The sequence below is a fragment of the Sphingomonas sp. CFBP 13720 genome, from assembly GCF_014842075.1.
Lineage (GTDB): Bacteria > Pseudomonadota > Alphaproteobacteria > Sphingomonadales > Sphingomonadaceae > Sphingomonas.
On record NZ_JACYVA010000004.1, the window covers coordinates 1 to 16,726 of the forward strand.

Annotated in this window: 12 protein-coding genes and 4 pseudogenes; 10 read left to right on the top strand and 6 right to left on the bottom strand. The window is 63.9% G+C overall.

Going from position 1 to position 16,726, the window contains the following annotated elements; translation table 11 throughout:
• Positions 1–209 (top strand): hypothetical protein (locus IFT55_RS17230; RefSeq protein ID WP_206757249.1); only part of this gene is annotated, 209 nt, incomplete at its 5' end.
• Positions 187–439: pseudogene (locus IFT55_RS09725) on the top strand (transposase); the annotation flags it as partial. The gene IFT55_RS17230 and the pseudogene IFT55_RS09725, both read left to right, overlap by 23 nt.
• 78 nt (positions 440–517) lie before the next feature.
• On the opposite strand, the pseudogene IFT55_RS09730 reads toward IFT55_RS09725, so the two are convergent.
• Positions 518–1,669: pseudogene (locus IFT55_RS09730) on the bottom strand (IS3 family transposase).
• Positions 1,670–1,821: 152 nt separating this feature from the next.
• Positions 1,822–2,916 (bottom strand): annotated as a pseudogene (locus IFT55_RS09735) (IS3 family transposase); the annotation flags it as partial.
• 317 nt (positions 2,917–3,233) lie between these two features.
• Between IFT55_RS09735 and IFT55_RS09740 the strand changes: the two are divergent.
• The gene (locus IFT55_RS09740) at positions 3,234–3,554 is read left to right on the top strand and encodes a YdeI/OmpD-associated family protein (RefSeq protein WP_192091563.1); all 321 of its coding nucleotides are present in this window, start codon (positions 3,234–3,236) and stop codon (positions 3,552–3,554) included.
• 195 nt (positions 3,555–3,749) lie between these two features.
• On the opposite strand, the pseudogene IFT55_RS17780 reads toward IFT55_RS09740, so the two are convergent.
• Together IFT55_RS17780 and IFT55_RS09750 are read right to left on the bottom strand one after the other, a co-directional pair.
• Positions 3,750–4,963 (bottom strand): annotated as a pseudogene (locus IFT55_RS17780) (sulfatase family protein).
• A gap of 225 nt (positions 4,964–5,188) precedes the next feature.
• The gene (locus tag IFT55_RS09750; RefSeq protein ID WP_192091564.1) at positions 5,189–6,502 is read right to left on the bottom strand and encodes a gluconate:H+ symporter; all 1,314 of its coding nucleotides are present in this window, start codon (positions 6,500–6,502) and stop codon (positions 5,189–5,191) included.
• 263 nt (positions 6,503–6,765) lie between these two features.
• On the opposite strand from IFT55_RS09750, the gene IFT55_RS09755 reads away from it, so the two are divergent.
• The 3 genes from IFT55_RS09755 to IFT55_RS09765 all read left to right on the top strand — a co-directional run bounded on the left by IFT55_RS09755 (position 6,766) and on the right by IFT55_RS09765 (position 10,802).
• Positions 6,766–8,064, top strand: coding sequence for a serine hydrolase domain-containing protein (locus IFT55_RS09755; protein WP_192091565.1), 1,299 nt, complete (start codon positions 6,766–6,768; stop codon positions 8,062–8,064).
• Between the two features lie 558 nt (positions 8,065–8,622).
• Complete coding sequence (locus tag IFT55_RS09760) at positions 8,623–9,027, top strand: hypothetical protein (RefSeq protein WP_249403748.1); 405 nt, start codon at positions 8,623–8,625, stop codon at positions 9,025–9,027.
• A gap of 221 nt (positions 9,028–9,248) precedes the next feature.
• Positions 9,249–10,802 carry a PAS domain-containing sensor histidine kinase gene (locus IFT55_RS09765; protein WP_192091566.1) on the top strand — a complete coding sequence of 518 codons (1,554 nt, stop codon included), beginning with the start codon at positions 9,249–9,251 and terminating at the stop codon, positions 10,800–10,802.
• A 69-nt stretch (positions 10,803–10,871) separates the two neighbouring features.
• On the opposite strand, the gene IFT55_RS09770 is transcribed toward IFT55_RS09765, so the two are convergent.
• Positions 10,872–11,594, bottom strand: coding sequence for a hypothetical protein (locus IFT55_RS09770; RefSeq protein ID WP_192091567.1), 723 nt, complete (start codon positions 11,592–11,594; stop codon positions 10,872–10,874).
• A gap of 132 nt (positions 11,595–11,726) precedes the next feature.
• Complete coding sequence (locus IFT55_RS09775; RefSeq protein WP_192091568.1) at positions 11,727–12,761, bottom strand: LacI family DNA-binding transcriptional regulator; 1,035 nt, start codon at positions 12,759–12,761, stop codon at positions 11,727–11,729.
• A gap of 126 nt (positions 12,762–12,887) precedes the next feature.
• Between IFT55_RS09775 and IFT55_RS09780 the strand changes: the two genes are divergently transcribed.
• Genes IFT55_RS09780 through IFT55_RS09795 form a run of 4 tightly spaced genes read left to right on the top strand, consistent with a single transcriptional unit; the run spans position 12,888 to position 16,715 of the window.
• Positions 12,888–14,138, top strand: a complete 1,251-nt coding sequence (locus IFT55_RS09780; RefSeq protein WP_192091570.1) for an MFS transporter — start codon at positions 12,888–12,890, stop codon at positions 14,136–14,138.
• Positions 14,135–15,196 carry a sugar phosphate isomerase/epimerase family protein gene (locus IFT55_RS09785; RefSeq protein ID WP_249403749.1) on the top strand — a complete coding sequence of 354 codons (1,062 nt, stop codon included), beginning with the start codon at positions 14,135–14,137 and terminating at the stop codon, positions 15,194–15,196. Before IFT55_RS09780 ends, IFT55_RS09785 begins: the two co-directional genes overlap by 4 nt.
• The gene (locus IFT55_RS09790) at positions 15,193–16,338 is read left to right on the top strand and encodes a Gfo/Idh/MocA family protein (protein ID WP_192091572.1); all 1,146 of its coding nucleotides are present in this window, start codon (positions 15,193–15,195) and stop codon (positions 16,336–16,338) included. Before IFT55_RS09785 ends, IFT55_RS09790 begins: the two co-directional genes overlap by 4 nt.
• Positions 16,335–16,715, top strand: a complete 381-nt coding sequence (locus IFT55_RS09795; RefSeq protein WP_192091574.1) for a c-type cytochrome — start codon at positions 16,335–16,337, stop codon at positions 16,713–16,715. Before IFT55_RS09790 ends, IFT55_RS09795 begins: the two co-directional genes overlap by 4 nt.
• Positions 16,716–16,726: the final 11 nt, after the last annotated feature.

The window sequence follows — 16,726 nt, forward strand, 5'->3', positions numbered from 1 at the left end:
CGGTAGCTCGTCAGGCTCATAACCTGAAGGTCACAGGTTCAAATCCTGTCCCCGCAACCAACACCAAGCCCCGCATCCAACAGGATGACGGGCCTTTTTGCGTCCTGCATATAGCTAACGGCTGCACTGACGTGCTCCCCAGAATTCATGCCATTGGTAAGTTAGCTCGTCAGATGAAGACGAGTGATGCGGCGAGGCCGATTTACTGAGGATCAGATCATTGGCGTGCTGCGCGGGCATGAGGCCGGCGTGAAGACTGCCGAGTTGTGCCGGAAGCAGTGACGCGACGTTCTACAACTGGAAGGCGAAGTACGGCGGGGTGACCGTGTCGGAAGCGGCGCGGTTGCGGGCGTTCGAGGACGAGAACCGCCGGCTGAAGAAGCTGCTGGCGGAGTCGATGCTGGACGTGTTGGCGCTGAAGCATTCGCTGGGAAAAAAAACTGACCCAGTCTGGAGATCGCTACGCTGCGGTGAAGAAGCTGATGTCTGAGCTGCTGCCGGTTTCGCGGACACGAGGTTAAGCTACCTGCGCCTGCCGCTCGAAGTCCATGGGGCTGAGGTAGCCCAGGGTCGAGTGGCGTCGCGTCGGATTGTAGAAGCGCTCGATGTAATCGAACACGTCGGCCTTTGCCTGATTGCGCGTGCGGTAGGTTTTACGCGCGATCCGCTCGGTCTTCAGCGACGAGAAGAAGCTTTCCATGGCCGCGTTGTCCCAGACGTTGCCCGACCGGCTCATCGAGCAGGTCACGCCGTTGTCGGCCATCAGCCGCTGGAACTTCTCGCTCGTATATTGGCTGCCCTGGTCCGAGTGGTGCACAGCAGGGCGTCGGGCTTTCCGCGCCGCCAGATCGCCATCATCAGCGCGTCGGTGACGAGCTGGGCGGCCATGGTGTCGCTCATCGACCAGCCAACGACCCGGCGCGAGAATAGGTCGATGACGACGGCGACGTATAGCCACCCTTCCGCGGTCCAGATGTAGGTGAAGTCGGCGATCCACTTCTGGTTTGGTGCCTCGGCCGTGAACTAGCGGTCGAGGAGGTTGTCGGCGATGATGGACCGCAGACCGTCGTCCTTCGGCAGACCACGGCGCCGGGGTCGAGCCTTCAGGCCATGAACACGCATCAGCCGCTCGACACGATGCAAGCCACATGAGAGGCCTTCGGCCAGAAGGTCATGCCAGACACGACGCGCACCGTACGTCCGATAGCTGGAGATGAAGCTGGCGCGGACCCTGGCGCCGAACTCCTCATCGCTGCGGGCACGGGCACCTGGTGCTCGAACCAGCCAGGCGTGAAAGCCGCTTGCCAAGAAACACCGAGCGCTTCGCAGATCCACGACACCGGCCAGATCCCTCGGTGCTTCGCGATGAACTCGAACCTCATATCGAGTCCCTGGCGAAGTAGGCCGCCGCTTTTTTTAAGATGTCGCGCTCCGCCTTCATCCTGGCAAGCTCGCGGCGAAGCCGCTCAATCTCCTGCTGCTCCGGCTTCATCACGCCGTGCCCGGGAAACGCTGATCCCGGATCTGCCGCCTGCTCGCGAACCCACTTGCGCAGCACGTTCTCATGCAGGTCCAGATCGCGGGCCGCCTGCGATACCGACACCCCGCGTTCCCGCACCAGCTTCACCGCCTCGAGCTTGAACTCGCGGCTGAACTTCCGTCGTTGCATCTCCATCCTCCGGTTCCAAAAACACCTTATCTCGGTGTCCACGAAACCGGCAGCAGCTCAGGCCGACAGAGTTGGTTCGGTTTGTCTGCACAGGCTCGCGGCTTTGATAAGTGGATCGCCGTTGGTTGATCATGCCGCTGCAGAAGCGGCAGGTCGAAGTATATCTGGTCTGGCGTGCGACCGCCAAGCGCGGAATGCGGTGTAGAACGCCAGATAGCGGCCGATGCCTGCACGGGCCTCGGGGACCGAAGCATAGGCGTTGAGGTACACCTCCTCGTATTTCACCGAGCGCCAGAGGCGCTCCACGAACACATTGTCGCTCCAGCAGCCTTTGCCGTCCATGCTGATGGCGATCTTCTCGCGGTGGAGGGTGGCGGTGAACGCCGTGCTCGTGAACTGCGAGCCCTGGTCGCTGTTGAAGATGGCGGGCTTGCCATAGCGGGCCAGCGCTTCCTCCAGCGCCTCGATGCAGAATTCGGCATCGAGCGAGATCGACACGCGCCATGCCAGCACGCGCCGAGTGAACCAGTCGACGATGACGACGAGGTAGACGAAGCCGCGCGCCATGGGCACATACGTGATGTCCATCGCCCATACCTGGTTCGGCCGGGTCACCGCCAGCTTGCGCAGCAGGTATGGATAGATCTTGTGACCCGGTGCCGGCTTCGACGTGTTCGGCCGGCGGTACAGTGCCTCCAGCCCCATGCGCTTCATCAGCGTCGCGACATGCAGCCGACCCACCGCCGTGCCCTCCTGTCGAAGCAGATCACGCAGCATCCGGCTACCGGCAAACGGGTAGAGCAGGTGCAACTCGTCAATCCGCCGCATGATTGCCAGGTCGGCTGCGGATATTGCCCGCGGCTGATAGTAGATACTGCCGCGGCTGATGCCGAGCTGCCGCGCCTGGCAGGCCAGCGGCAGCGCATGATCGCGGTCGATCATCGCTTTGCGCTCGGCAACAGACCTGCCTTCCCGAGCGCACCGGCCAAAAAATTATTCGCCAGCGTCAGTTCGCCGATCTTGGCGTGCAGCACCGTCACGTCGACTGCCCGTTCTAATGCGGCCGGCTCCGACCCGAACACGTCAGCCGCCCCTTCCAGCAGCCGTGCCCGCCACTGGTTGATGAGGTTCGGGTGCACGTCATATTGCTGTGCCAGCTCGGCGAGCGTCTTCTCGCCCTTCACGGCAGCCAGTGCCACTTTCGCCTTGAACGCCAGGCTGTGGTTCCGACGCAGTCGCTTGCTCATCTTGCCTCCTCCTCGCGGCCACCATGGCCGCTGGCAGATCGGCAATCCACTTATCCCCGCTGTTCAAAAATTCCCCGAGCCACCTCTGACTCCCGTTCGTTCGGATAGGCCTCCACCAGATTGCCATCCTGCCATCGTGATACGCGATTGGTCCGGCGTTCAGCGCCGGTTCCCTTTGGGAAGCACCGCTGAACGACCACCGTAAGGAATAAGGTTTCCCGCTGGACATCTTTCGACCCGACAGCCACGCTTTCGAGCGAAGCGACGATCGAGATCGGCGAGGCCGGTTGCGACAAGCGGGTTTGGAGTTCAGTTAGGTGGGCGAAGCTTTTCTCCATGGCACCGTGCACGAGGCCGGCGAAGACCTTCAGGCCGCTGTGCAATCGGACCAGACAGTGCTTGCGCTGTGGCAACGCCTGACGCCTCTTGGCCGGAACGAGTTCATCTGTTGGATCGATGACGCCAGGCAGGCTGCAACGCGTAAACGACGCATCGCCCGAACTTGCGACGAACTACTGGAGGGAAAGAAGCGGCCGTGCTGCTGGGCGGGTTGCATCCACCGCGCCGACAAGGCGCCAGGCCAATGGCAGCAGGCCGTACTGATCGACGCGAAGAAGAAGATCGGGGTCACGAAATGACACTTCGCTGGCAACGCGCGATCCTGAACCAATGTCCGCTTGAAAAATGCGCGGATCACACCTCGAATGGCCAACGTCGACTCTCTGGCGCTTTGCTGTTGGCCATATAGCTGCCAGAAGCGATCAGGCCGTTCGATGACGGTTTACCGAACATCGGTCCGTTCATTGACTGCCGAGGTCAGCGCATTCCCCGATTCATCGCGACCGCCGAGCCGGTGGTTGAAAGAAGCCTGGCGGAAACGGAGCCTGTTCCGCTGCGCCCGGTTTGCGAAGGTTCGCGCGGTAGCCGGCATCGGCGCTCAGCGGAATCTGCATCCCGTCGGTCTGCTCCAGTAGCGTGAACAGTTTGCCGCTCAGCCGCTCGGCCAGATCCTCGTGCCCCGGTCGTGCCAGCAGATTATCATTCTCATGAGGGTCGGCGGCGAGGTCGTACAGTTCGTCCAGATCCCAGATACCGTGAAAATGCATGTATTTGTACCGGTCTTCGCGGATCGCGTGGACGGTCGGGGTCTGGGGGAAATTACGTTCCCAGTAATATTCGTAGAGCAATTCCTTGCGCCATGGCGCGGCTTTGTCACGCGCGATCGGCAGCATGTCGGAACCTGCCATATGGGCAGGTGGCTGTAAGCCAGCGGCAGCAAGCATCGTCGGCGCGATATCGATATTGGCGACCGCCGCATCGACCTGACTGCCCGGCGTGAACAACGACGGACAACGTGCCAGCATGGGCACTCGCATCGATTCTTCGTAGGCTGTCCGCTTGTCGATCAGGCCGTGTTCACCGAACATGAAGCCATTATCACCCATGTACAAGATCAGCGTGTCATCCAGTTCGCCGCGTTGTTCGAGCAGGTCGAGAATGCGCCCAGTCCCTCGTCGACCGCCAGCAACGTTTCCATATAGCGTTTGTAATAGTCGGCGATGTCCAGATTGCCGTGATAGGCATAGTCCACACCACGCCAGCTGTTGCGTTGGTTCTCGACCCACATCGGCCGGCCAGCCACGTTCTTGCGCATGTTGTCGGGGTAGCGGAACGTCTCGTTCGCATAGCGGCCCTTGTGACGTTCGGCGGGAATGAATTCCGAATGCACCGCCTTGTGGGCCAGATGCAGCATCCACGGCTTCTTGCCATCGCGCTTGCCGATCCAGTCGATCGCGTAATCGGTCAGTTCGTCGGTGATGTAGCCTTTTTGCGGTACCCGTCGGCCGTCGACGTTCAGCCCGTCGGTACTCGGCAGATAGCTGCCCTGACCCTTGAAGCTGACCCAGTGGTCGAAACCCGGCTGCGGATTATCGCCGGTATCGCCCATATGCCATTTGCCGATGAACGCCGTGTCGTAACCAGCTGCTTGAAGATATTGCGGGTAATAGATCAGGCCCGGCGGAATCGGGTGGTTGTTGTCGACCACAACAGATAGGGATTCCAGCAAGCTTTGCTTGGGTCGACGTGTGTCGTTCGTTTGCCGGATGCCGAAAGCTGCGACTTAACGCGGGTGCAGGTGGGCGCCGAACGTAACTGGTCGACGGTCGGCCTGTAGTACTATCGTCGCACGACCGTGAAATTCCGCGTGGTCCGCGCGTTCTGATCCCTGTCGTCAAAGTGGCTGGGTAGCGCTCCGAGCATGTCGCATTAACTAGATCACCAGGCTGAGCAACAAGGTGAACCCCAGACCGCAAAGGCCGACCACGGTTTCCATCAACGACCATGTGCGGAACGTCTGCTTCACCGTCAGGCCGAAATATTCCTTGAACATCCAGAAGCCCGAATCATTCACGTGGCTGAACATCAGGCTGCCGGCTCCGATCGCCAGCACCATCAGGCTGCCATCGGCCTGATGCGTGGCGACCATCGGCTGCATGATGCCCGCTGCGGTCAGCCCGGCCACCGTCGCGGATCCCAGCGCGACGCGGATCGTCATCGCCAGCAGCCACCCAAGCAACAGCGGTGGTAGCGGCACGCTGTTCAACTGCGCCGCCAGCGCGACATCGGCGCCGCCGGCGACGAACACCTGCTTGAGCGCCCCCGCACCGGCGATGATGAGCAGAATCCCCCCGATTTCGGTCACCGCCTGGACCTGCCCGACCCCCACTTGCGCCAGCGTCCGCCCCCGCGCGGTCGCGAGCAGGACGGTCGCGACGATCAGCGCGAACAGCATCACGAGCGCCGGACTCCCTAGCATGGCCACAGCAGCGGCGGCAGGACTGCCGGCGGTGCCGCTCTGGACGATCGTCGCGAGCGTCAGCAGCGCCACGGGCAACAGCGCGCAGGAAAAGCTGCGCCACGCACCGGGAAGGGGAGTGGCATCCGTGTCGTCTACCGGGGTGAACAGCGCTGGCGGGCGGGCCACGACGCCGCGCGTCGTCAGCGCAAAGACCGGCCCCGCGATCGCGAGGGTCGGAATGCCGACCAGCAGGCCGAAGGTCAGCGTTCGGCCGATATCGGCGCCGAATTGCGCCACCAGTGCCGTCGGCGACGGATGCGGCGGCAGGAACCCGTGCGCGATCGACAGTCCGGCGAGCATCGGAATGCCGAGATACACGACCGGCATCTGCGCACGGTTCGCAATCGAGAAGATCAGCGGCACCAGCAGCACGAACCCGACATTGTAGAACAACGGGATGCCGACCAAAAACCCGGTGGCCGCCATCGCGACGCTGATGAAGCGTGGTCCCGACCAGCCGAACAGCGTGTCGGCGATCGTCCGCGCCGCGCCGCTGTCCGCCACCAGCTTCCCGAACATCGCGCCCACGACGAGAATGATCGCGATCGGACCGAGCATTGCACTGATACCGGCCTCGATCGTCGGAATGATCGAGGCGAGCGGCAGGCCCAGCAACAAGGCGGCAAGGATCGATGCCGCGATGAACGCGAGGAAGGGATGCACCCGGCCGACTGATATTGCGAGGATCAGCAGCGAAACCGCCGCAAGGATCGCGATCGTCGTCATGATGCCCCGGTTCCTTCAATACAATCGACCTGCTACCGGCACCGTCATGCCATCTGGTCGCGGCCTGACAAGAGCGGGAGCGCAGGTTTGAGGAACGAGCCGTTCGACGATTGCCGTGATGTCGTAGCATGGCATCGAAGGACGGCCCCGTTTCGGCGCTGGGCATCCGACGGGAAGTCGTTTCCCGCCCGCGTGCGTGACCCTTGACCCCGTCGGGGCCTCTCCGGCATGTCGGAGGCGTCGTCAGGCGGGGTGATCGCAGAATGAAGTCGTTCGTACGAGTGCTGGCCTTGGGCCTGCTGACGTGTACCGTTCCCCTTGGCGGTGCCGGCGTCTCGCATGCGCAGCTTCCCGGGCGGACTGCCGAAGCAGCCGCGCCGACCGCGATCTCGGCACAGCGGCTCCAGCGGCTGCGTGCACAGCTTCAGCGCTATGTCGATGAAGGCAAGCTGGCCGGTGCGGTGGTGCGCGTAGAGCAGGACGGAAAGCCCGTCTTTTCCGAAGCGGTGGGTTGGCGTGATCGGGAATCGCGCGCGCCGATGCGCGAGGACAGTATCTTCCGCATCGCTTCGCAGACCAAGGCGCTGACCAGCGTCGCCGTCCTGATGCTGATGGAGGAGGGCAAGCTGCTGCTGGACGATCCGGTCGGCAAGCACCTTCCCGAATGGAAGACGACAACGGTTGCGGTCGCGACGCAGGACGGCGGCTACACGGTGGTTCCCGCCAAGCGACCGATCACTATCCGCGATCTGCTCACGCACACCGCCGGTATCTCGTATGGCACCGGTCCGGCGGAAAAGGCATGGCGCGATGCGGGGCTGGCCGGATGGTATTTCGCGGACCGTCGCGAACCGGTAGCGCAGGTCGTCGCCCGGATGGCGGCGCTGCCGATGACGGCGCAACCGGGCGAAAAGTTCGTCTATGGCTATAATACCGACATTCTCGGCGTGGTTGTCGAGAAGCTGGGCGGCATGTCGTTACAGGCGTTCTTCGACGAGCGCCTCATCAAGCCGCTGGGGATGAAAGACACCTCCTTCTACCTGCCGCGCGAGAAGGCCGGACGCCTTGCGGTGGTGTACCAGGCTGGCAAATCGGGACTCACCCGCGCGGCGGATGCGGATACCGCGACGGCCGCCGACCGGTTCGGTCAGGGCCACTATCTGAATGGACCACGGCTCGCCTATTCGGGCGGTGCGGGATTGCTTTCGACCGCTGCCGATTACAGCCGGCTGCTCGAAATGCTGCGTCGCGGTGGCGAGCTTGACGGACGACGGTATCTCAGCCGCAAGTCGGTCGAGTTGATGGTTTCGAACCATCTGGGGAGCATCGAATACACGCCGGGCATGGGCTTCGGCCTCGGCTTTTCCATCCGCACCGATCTGGGGGCGGCGGGGCTGCCGGGGACCGAGGGAGAGTTCGGCTGGGGCGGGGCCTATCACAGCCAATATTGGGTGGACCCGAAGGAAAGGCTGACCGTCACCTATATGACGCAACTGCTCCCGGCCGGCGATGTCGACGATCATGGCAAGCTGCGGGCGTTGATCTATCAGGCGATCGATTAAAGGTCGGCGCTCGCCGGCGGCTGCTAGCGGACGCGAGGATCGCCGGTCTCCACTGGCCTGAGCGATCGATCCGCCGGTGCGGTCGCCACCGACTTGACCTCGGCGAACCAGCGTCCCGGGCGGTGAACATGCCGGCGATTGAACGGTTGGCATTGCAGGACCGGCGGCAAGCAATCGTCGGATGCAGGGCGGAAGGCGTGAATCGGGGCTATCCCCACGGTTCTCCACAACTGGTATCCAGGTTCCCGTCCCAAAAGGAACGAGGTCGGCCGAACCGTCAAACCAACCGGATTCGGTTCCGAAAAAACTGCTCACTGATGCGCGAACGAGGGCGTAACCTGCGATCGTACTTCGAGACGCGACTGCCCGGGCGGTTGCCGATGGATTGGGTGCTGTGTCGGGACCTGCCGATTATGCGCAACCTTTGTGGGACGGTGCTGGATCGGTTGGCCGGTTGAGCAGCGCGACGCATTGGCAACAACCTGACGCACAGCGCGATAGTCTTGGTGCAATCCGGCGCATTGCTGTATCCCGGTACTATAGTTTCCGGAGGACGCGATGATCTGGATGATGTTGCTGGCGGTTCAAACCGTTCCTGCGAATTACGACGCCGTCGCCGTCGCGCCCGGCAGTCACCATATATTGATGGAGGACGAGCGGGTCCGGGTGTTGCGCGTGGAGATTGCGCCCGGCGCAACCGAACCGGTCCACGATCATCGCTGGCCCAGCATCATGTATTTCGAACAGCCTCAGCCGATTACCTACGTCGTCTACAAGCTGGTGGACGGGAAACCGGTCGAAACGCGCCGCATCGATGCGCCGCCGATCAAGGTCGGGCAAACGGTCAGGGCGGAGCCGGAAAGCCTGCATGCCGTATCGAACCGTGGATCGGCACCGTTCGTGGCGGTGCGCGTCGAGTTCAAGGACGGCAGGGCCGTCGGTGCGGGCGGTCCGACCCCATAACGTCGCTCGATCGTTTGCGACGTCGGGGCGCGAACCGTTCCTACGACCGGGGCCACGCTCGATACCACCTGCTTTCCCAACCGACTGGCGAAGCCGTCGACCGAACGGCTTGCGCGCGGCAGTGAAGCGCGACACGTTGCGCCACGGTAACCAAATGTTATCATTTGTTGCGCCTAGTTTCGGTAACGGGCGCGGTAGCGTGACGGATGGGAGAGCAGCCGATGTCGATCGGATCACACGGTCTGTGGGAATGGATCGGCCAGTCCGACCAGTCGCCCATCTGCGCCTTCGACCACGACTTTCGCCTCATCGCGTTCAACAAGGCGCACGGCGACGAGTTCGCCCGTATCTATGACTACCAGGTGCAGATCGGCGACGTGTTTCCCGACCTGTTCCTGCCCGAGCAACGCGGCGTGATCCGTGGCTTCATGGCCCGGGCGCTGGCTGGCGAAGTCTTCAACGTGACCGAGGAGTTCGGCGATCCCGACCTGTTCAAACCCTATTGGGACATTGCCTATGCGCCCCTGCGGGATGCGGATGGACGGATCGTCGGCGCATTCCATCATGCCAAGGACATCAGCGACCGGCTGCGCACCGAAGCGGCGCTGCGCACGGCGGAGGACGCCTTGCGGCAGTCGCAGAAGATGGAGGCGGTCGGTCAGTTGACCGGTGGCGTGGCCCATGATTTCAACAACCTGCTGACGATCGTCAAATCGGCGGTCGAGATGCTGAAGCTGCCGACGCTGAAGGACGAACGGCGCGTCCGCTATATCTCTGCGATCGACGAGGCGACGATACGCGCATCGAAGCTGACGCAGCAACTGCTCGCCTTCGCCCGGCGTCAGGCACTGAAGCCCGAGCTGTTCGACGTCGCCGGCAATATCGGATCGGTCGCCGAAATCATGCAGACGCTGGTCGGCCCGCGCGTCACCATCGTCCGCGACGTGGGCGACGATGCGCTGTGCGTCAGCGCCGATACCAACCAGTTCGACACCGCGCTGATCAACATGGCGGTCAACGCGCGCGATGCCATGTCGGGGGAAGGAACGCTGACGATCGGCGTGCGGCAGGTCGAACATATCCCCCCGTTGCGCGAGCGCGGGGCGGTTTCCGGGTCGTTCGCCGCGATCAGCATCGCCGATACCGGCACCGGCCTTCCGATCGGGGACCGGGAACGGATCTTCGAACCGTTCTTCACGACCAAGCCGGTCGGTTCCGGCACCGGGCTGGGGTTGTCACAGGTGTTCGGATTCGCACGGCAATCGGGCGGGGACATTCAGGTGGAAAGTGAGCCGGGCAGCGGTAGCCGATTCACCTTGTTCCTGCCAATCGCCGGTAATGTCCGCGCCATCAATCCGGTAGTGACCAACGCGGTCGAGGCCCAGCCGACCGGCACTGCGCCCTGTGTGCTGGTGGTCGAGGACAATGCCGAGGTCGCGGCGAGCACCGTCGATGCGCTGGACCAGTTGGGGTTCAGGACGGTGCTGGCGGTGAACGGGGTCGAGGGATTGCGCGAGGTGTCCGAAGACGCCGACCGCTTCGACGTCGTCTTTTCCGACGTCGTGATGCCCGGCATGACCGGGATCGAGATGGGCTGCGAAATCCGGCGGCTGCACGGTGGCCTGCCGGTCGTGCTGGCCAGCGGCTATAGCCACGTCCTTGCGGTCGACGGCACCAGCGGCTTCGAATTGATCCACAAACCCTATTCGATCGATCAGGTGTCGCAGATATTGCGCCGGGCCGCCGCCGGACGGCTCCGGTCGATCGCGGCCTGAACCGGTCGACCGGTAGAGAAAGCACCGGGTGCCGCGCCGATCATGGCGCGACACCCGGTCCGTCATCGGTCAGGCGTCGATGCCGTAATAGTAATAGGTCACGCCGCCGACATTTTCCTCGAACAGGAAGTCGAGCGACAGGATATCGCCGGTCGCGCCGTTGACGTCGATCTGACCGCCCGGGTTAAGCTGTCCGTCGGTCGCCTTCGGACCACCTTCGCCCGACAGGTCGAGCACCTTGTTGCCGCCGAATTCGATCGAGGCACTGTCGTTGCCATCGTAGATGCGACGGGTCGTGACGATCCGGTCGTCCGCGCCGAAGCCATTGATCGTGTCGAACCCGAGGTTCAGGCCGAGGGCATTGTCATAGAAATACGTCGTCGCAGCGGAACCTGCGTTGAAGCTGTCGTCGGTCACATAGCCTTCGGTGAAGCCGGCAAGGCGAACCGATGCGTCGGCATAGGCAAAGCCGCCATCCTTTGTTCCCAGATACCGCAGCGTCAGAACCGAATCTCCATCCGCACCGATGATCTGGATGTCATCGGAACTCGCGGCACCGGGGCCGTCGACCGCGATCGTGCCGTTGGCACCGGGAACCACGGTATCGCCCAGCGCGCGATAGTTGATGAGCGAGTCGTTCTTGCGGAAGGTCAGGATCGTATCATCCCCGACAGTGCCATCCGTCACCACGAAAGCGGTGGCCATGCCCTGGCTGACGAACACGTCGTCGGTGCCGTTCGCCACGAGAACGGTCGACGCAGCCGTCGTGATGAGCTTGTTATTGTTTGCCAATTCTATTCCCCCCATTGGTACGTTGCCGGACGGACCGATCGGTCATCGCCGGAACGCAACTTTCATTGCCGGATCATGTCGATCCTCGCGGGCTGAACACCGAACGGACCTGCCGGTTCCGCAGAAAAATACTTAATCTGTTGATAACTTTGACTTATATTTCAAAGTATCGGCGGCGGGGCCGGTGCTGTCGCGCACGATCAGTTGATGGGGCAGCGTGACCTGATCGACCTGTGGATGGTTGCCGTCCAGTATATCGACCAATAGTTCCACGGCGCGACGACCGATCATGTTCTTCGGCTGTGCCACGGTCGTCAGCGCGGGATCGAAGAAACGCGCAAGCGGCAAGTCGTCGAACCCGACGACCGAAATATCGGTGGGGCAGGACAGGCCCGCGCGGCGGATCGCGTGCAGCGCGCCGATCGCCATTTCGTCGTTGAAACAGAAGATCGCGGTCACGCCCGCCGCGATCAGTTCGCGCGCGTGTCCGAACGCCGATTGCGCGGAGTAATCGCCGATGCGCACCATGCACCGGTCGTCCACGCCGTGATGCCGTGCCGCGCCCATGGCACCGGACAGCCGGTCGCGGCTGATCGGGCTGTTGAGCGGGCCGGTGACGATGCCGATATCGTGATGGCCCAACGCCACCAGATGCGCGATCGCATCTCCGCCCGCGGCGGCATTGTCGATATGCACGCTGGGGACGCCGGTTTCCGCGCTGTATTCGCAGCCATTGACCACCGGTGCCGCCGTCCCCCGTGCGGCCAGCTGCGGAATCAGCCCGGCGGGCAGGCGGTGGTCGAGAAAGACGAGCCCGTCCACCTCGCCCCGGGTCAGCATGTCGGCATAGCGATCCTCGATCGCCGGATCGTGCCGTGTGTCGCCGATCACCACGGCATAGCCCGCGTCGCGTGCCGCTTCCTCCGCGCCGCGAATGACGCTGGCGAAGAACGGGTTGGAGATATCGGGCACGGTGACGAGGATCTTGGCCGACCGCCGCGTCCGCAGGCTCCGCGCCGCGACGTTGGGCCGATAGCCCAGCGACTGGACGACCGTCATCACCCGTTCGCGGGTGTCCGCCGCGACCCGGTCGGGCTGGCTGAGCACGCGCGAAACCGTGGCGGTCGAAACGCCCGCCTGTGCGGCGACCTGGATGATCGTGGCCATGCCCATGTCATGTCGCCTGCGACGAAGCGTGTCGACCGGTTTCGATGTAATGCTTTACATCATGAAATGCGCTGCATAGTCTGACGCTTAACAAGCAGGGCAACTGCAATCGGAGAGGGAGCGCGCATGGTCGCTGCGGAAGGCGTATATCCGGGATCGGCGCGACCGGTGTCGAGCATGCTGACGGGGCGGCTCAGCGCGCTGATGTTCATGCAGTTCTTCATCTGGGGGTCGTGGACCGTCACGCTGGGGCTGGTCATGCAGACCGTCGGCATCGGCAACCTGATCGCCAACGCATTCTCGGTCGGACCGATCGCGTCGATCGTCGGATCGTTCCTGCTGGGCATGGCGGCGGCGCGGTATTTCAGCCCGAAGCTGTTGATGGTCGTACTGCACCTGATCGGCGGCGCGATCCTGTTCCTGCTGCCCTCGCTCGTGACGCCCGAACATGGTGACACGTTCGTATGGCTGCTGCTGGGCTACATGATCCTGTACATGCCGACGGTCGGCCTTGCGAACACCATCGCGCTGAAGAGCTTCGGCGACCGGGTCGACCGGTTTCCGTTCGTCCGCGCGTTCGGCACGCTCGGCTGGATCGCCGCCGGCCTGCTGATCGGCTGGGCCGGATTGTCGGCCAGCGCCACGATCTTTCACGTCGCGGGTACGGTGTCGATCGCGCTGGGCCTGTACAGCCTGACGCTGCCCAACGTCGCGCGCGATGCGCCGCGTGGTGGCAGCGTGATCCGCGAAGTGCTGTGCGTCGAGGCGTTCGGCCTGTTGCGGCAACGGTCGTATCTGGTCTTCATCGCGTGCGCGACGCTGATCTCGATCCCGCTGGCGATGTATTACGCCTATGCGTCGCCTTATGTCGGCGCGGCGGGTATCTCGAATGTCGGCGGCACGCTGGCGATCGGGCAGATGTCCGAACTTGCGTTCATGTTCTCGATGCCGTGGCTGTACCGGCGCTTTGGCGTGAAGCCGCTGCTGCTGGTCGGGATGGCGGCATGGGCGTTGCGCTATGCGCTGTTCGCGATCGGTGACGGCGGCGCGTCGCTATGGGCGGTCTATGTCGGGGTGGCGCTGCACGGCATCTGCTACGACTTCTTCTTCGTCGCCGGGGCGATCTATACCAGCAACATCGCGACGCCGAAGGGAGTCAACGCGCAGGCGCAGGGGATGCTGACGCTGTTCACCTATGGCGTCGGCATGCTGCTCGGATCGCAGATCGGCGGGTTCCTGTATGCGCAGCTCCCCGCCAATCCGGGCATCGCCGACTGGCAGGCAATGTGGTGGTATCCCGCCATTGCCGCCGCGCTGATCGCGTTGCTGTTCCAGGTCAGTTTCCGGGACGACAGCCGGGCGGAGGCACGGGCATGAGCGGTGGTATGAAGGGTCCGGCGATCTTCCTCGCGCAGTTCGTCGGGGATGCCGCGCCGTTCGACACGCTCGACCATCTCGCCGAATGGGCGGGGGGGCTTGGCTATGTCGGGGTGCAGATCCCGTGCGATCCCAAGCTGATCGACATGCGACAGGCGGCGGAGAGCAAGGATTATTGCGACGACCTGCGCGGACGCCTCGCCCGGTTCGGGGTCGAGCCGACCGAGTTGTCGACGCATCTTCAGGGGCAGTTGGTCGCGGTGCATCCGGCCTATGACACGCTGTTCGATGGGTTCGCCCCGGCAGCGGTGCACGGCAATCCGGTCGCGCGACAGGCATGGGCGGTCGAACAGGTGAAGCTGGCGGCACGGGCCAGCGCCAATCTGGGCCTGAACGCGCATGCCACCTTCTCCGGCGCGTTGGCATGGCCGTACGTCTATCCATGGCCGCAGCGTCCGGCGGGACTGGTCGAGGAAGCGTTCGCAGAACTCGCGCGCCGCTGGACCCCGATCCTCGACGTGTTCGAGGACGCGGGCGTCGACTGCGCGTTCGAGGTGCATGCGGGCGAGGACATTCACGACGGCGCGACATGGGAACGGTTCCTCGACGCGGTGGATCACCATCCGCGCGCAAGGCTGCTGTTCGATCCGTCGCACTTCGTGCTGCAACAGCTCGACTATCTGGATTACATCGACCGCTATCACGACCGGATTTCGTGTTTCCACGTCAAGGATGCCGAGTTCAATCCGACGGGGCGTTCGGGTGTGTATGGCGGATATCAGAACTGGGTCGACCGCGCCGGGCGCTTCCGGTCGCTGGGCGACGGGCAGGTCGATTTCGGCGGTATCTTCAGCCGGCTGGCCCAATATGGCTATGACGGCTGGGCCGTGCTGGAATGGGAATGCGCGATCAAGCGCGGCGACGACGGCGCACGCGAAGGGGCGCCGTTCATCCGCGATCACATGATCCGCGTCACCGACCACGCGTTCGACGACTTCGCCGCCAGCGGGGTCGATACCGCCGCGATCCGCAGCATCCTGGGACTGTCCGGGTCATGATCCGGCATCCGTTGCGACTGGCGATGGCGGGCGGCGGGGAAGGCGCGTTCATCGGCGCGATCCACCGCATGGCCGCCGCGCTGGACGGCGACTGGCGGCTGACGGCGGGCGCGTTCAGCACCGACGCCGGTCGCAACGACCGCACCGGCGAGGCGCTGGGCCTCGACCCGCAGCGCGTCTATGCGAGTTTCGACGCCATGCTGGCCGGCGAGCGTGCGCTGCCCGACGATATTCGCGCCGATGCGGTGGCGATCGTGACGCCCAATCATCTGCATGCCCCGATGGCGATCGCCGCGCTGGAGGCCGGTTTTCACGTCTTCTGCGAAAAGCCGATGGCGGTGAACCTGTCGGAAGCGCAGGCGATCGAGCGCGCGGCACAAGCGAGCGGACGGCGGTTCGCGCTGGCCTTCACCTATAGCGGCTATCCGTTGGTCGAGGAGGCGCGGCAACGCGTCGCGCGCGGCGATCTGGGCGCGATCCGGCTGGTGCAGGTCGAATATCTGCAAGGGTGGTTGAGCCAGCCGATCGATACCGAAGGCAACCGGCAGGCCGAATGGCGGACCGATCCGTCGCGCGCTGGGCCGGGCGGCTGTCTGGGCGATATCGGCACGCACGCATTCCATCTGGCCGAACATGTGTCGGGACTGCGCGTGGAGTCGCTTTGTGCCGACCTGTCGACCCATGTTCCCGGCCGCCGGCTGGACGACGATGTCAGCGTGCTGCTGCGGTTCGACGGAGCCGCGCGCGGGACGCTGAAGGCCAGTCAGGTCGCGGCGGGCGAGGAAAACGGGCTGGGGCTGCGGATTCATGGCGAGCGCGGCGGGCTGGAATGGGCGCAGATGGAGCCGAACACGCTGACGCTGCGCTGGCTGGACCGACCAGCGGAGATCGTTCGCGCGGGCGGGCCGGGGTTGGGCGAGAGTACGACGCGGTTGCTGCGCACGCCGGCGGGCCATCCCGAAGGCTATGTCGAGGCGTTCGGCAACCTGTACCGCGCCTTCGCCGCCAACATTCGCGGCGACGACGTCCACGGGCCGGGCGTCGACGACGGACTGCGTACGACGCGGTTCGTCGAGGCGGTGATCGCGAACGCGACGTCGGACATTAAATGGACGGATATCGATCCGGGAGAGACTGCATGAGAATTGCCATGTTGACCGCAGGCGGGATCGCCGCCGCCGCCGGGATGATCGCGCTGGGTGCGCCGACGGTCGCGCAGACCCCGTCGCCGCCCGCTTTCGCCGCGTGCAAGGCGTGTCATACGGTGCAGAAAGGTGGCCGCAACGGTATCGGTCCCAATCTGTACGGCGTTCCGGGCCGCGCCGCCGCGTCGGTGCCGGGCTTCAACTATTCGGCGGCGCTCAAGGCATCGAAGCTGCGCTGGGACGATGCGACGCTGAACCAGTTTCTGGCGGCACCGGGCAAGAAGGTGCCGGGTACGCGCATGCCGATCGGCATGGCCGATCCGGCGAAACGGGCCGCGATCATCGCCTATCTGAAATCGGAAAGCGCCAAGTGACGGGTGCCGGG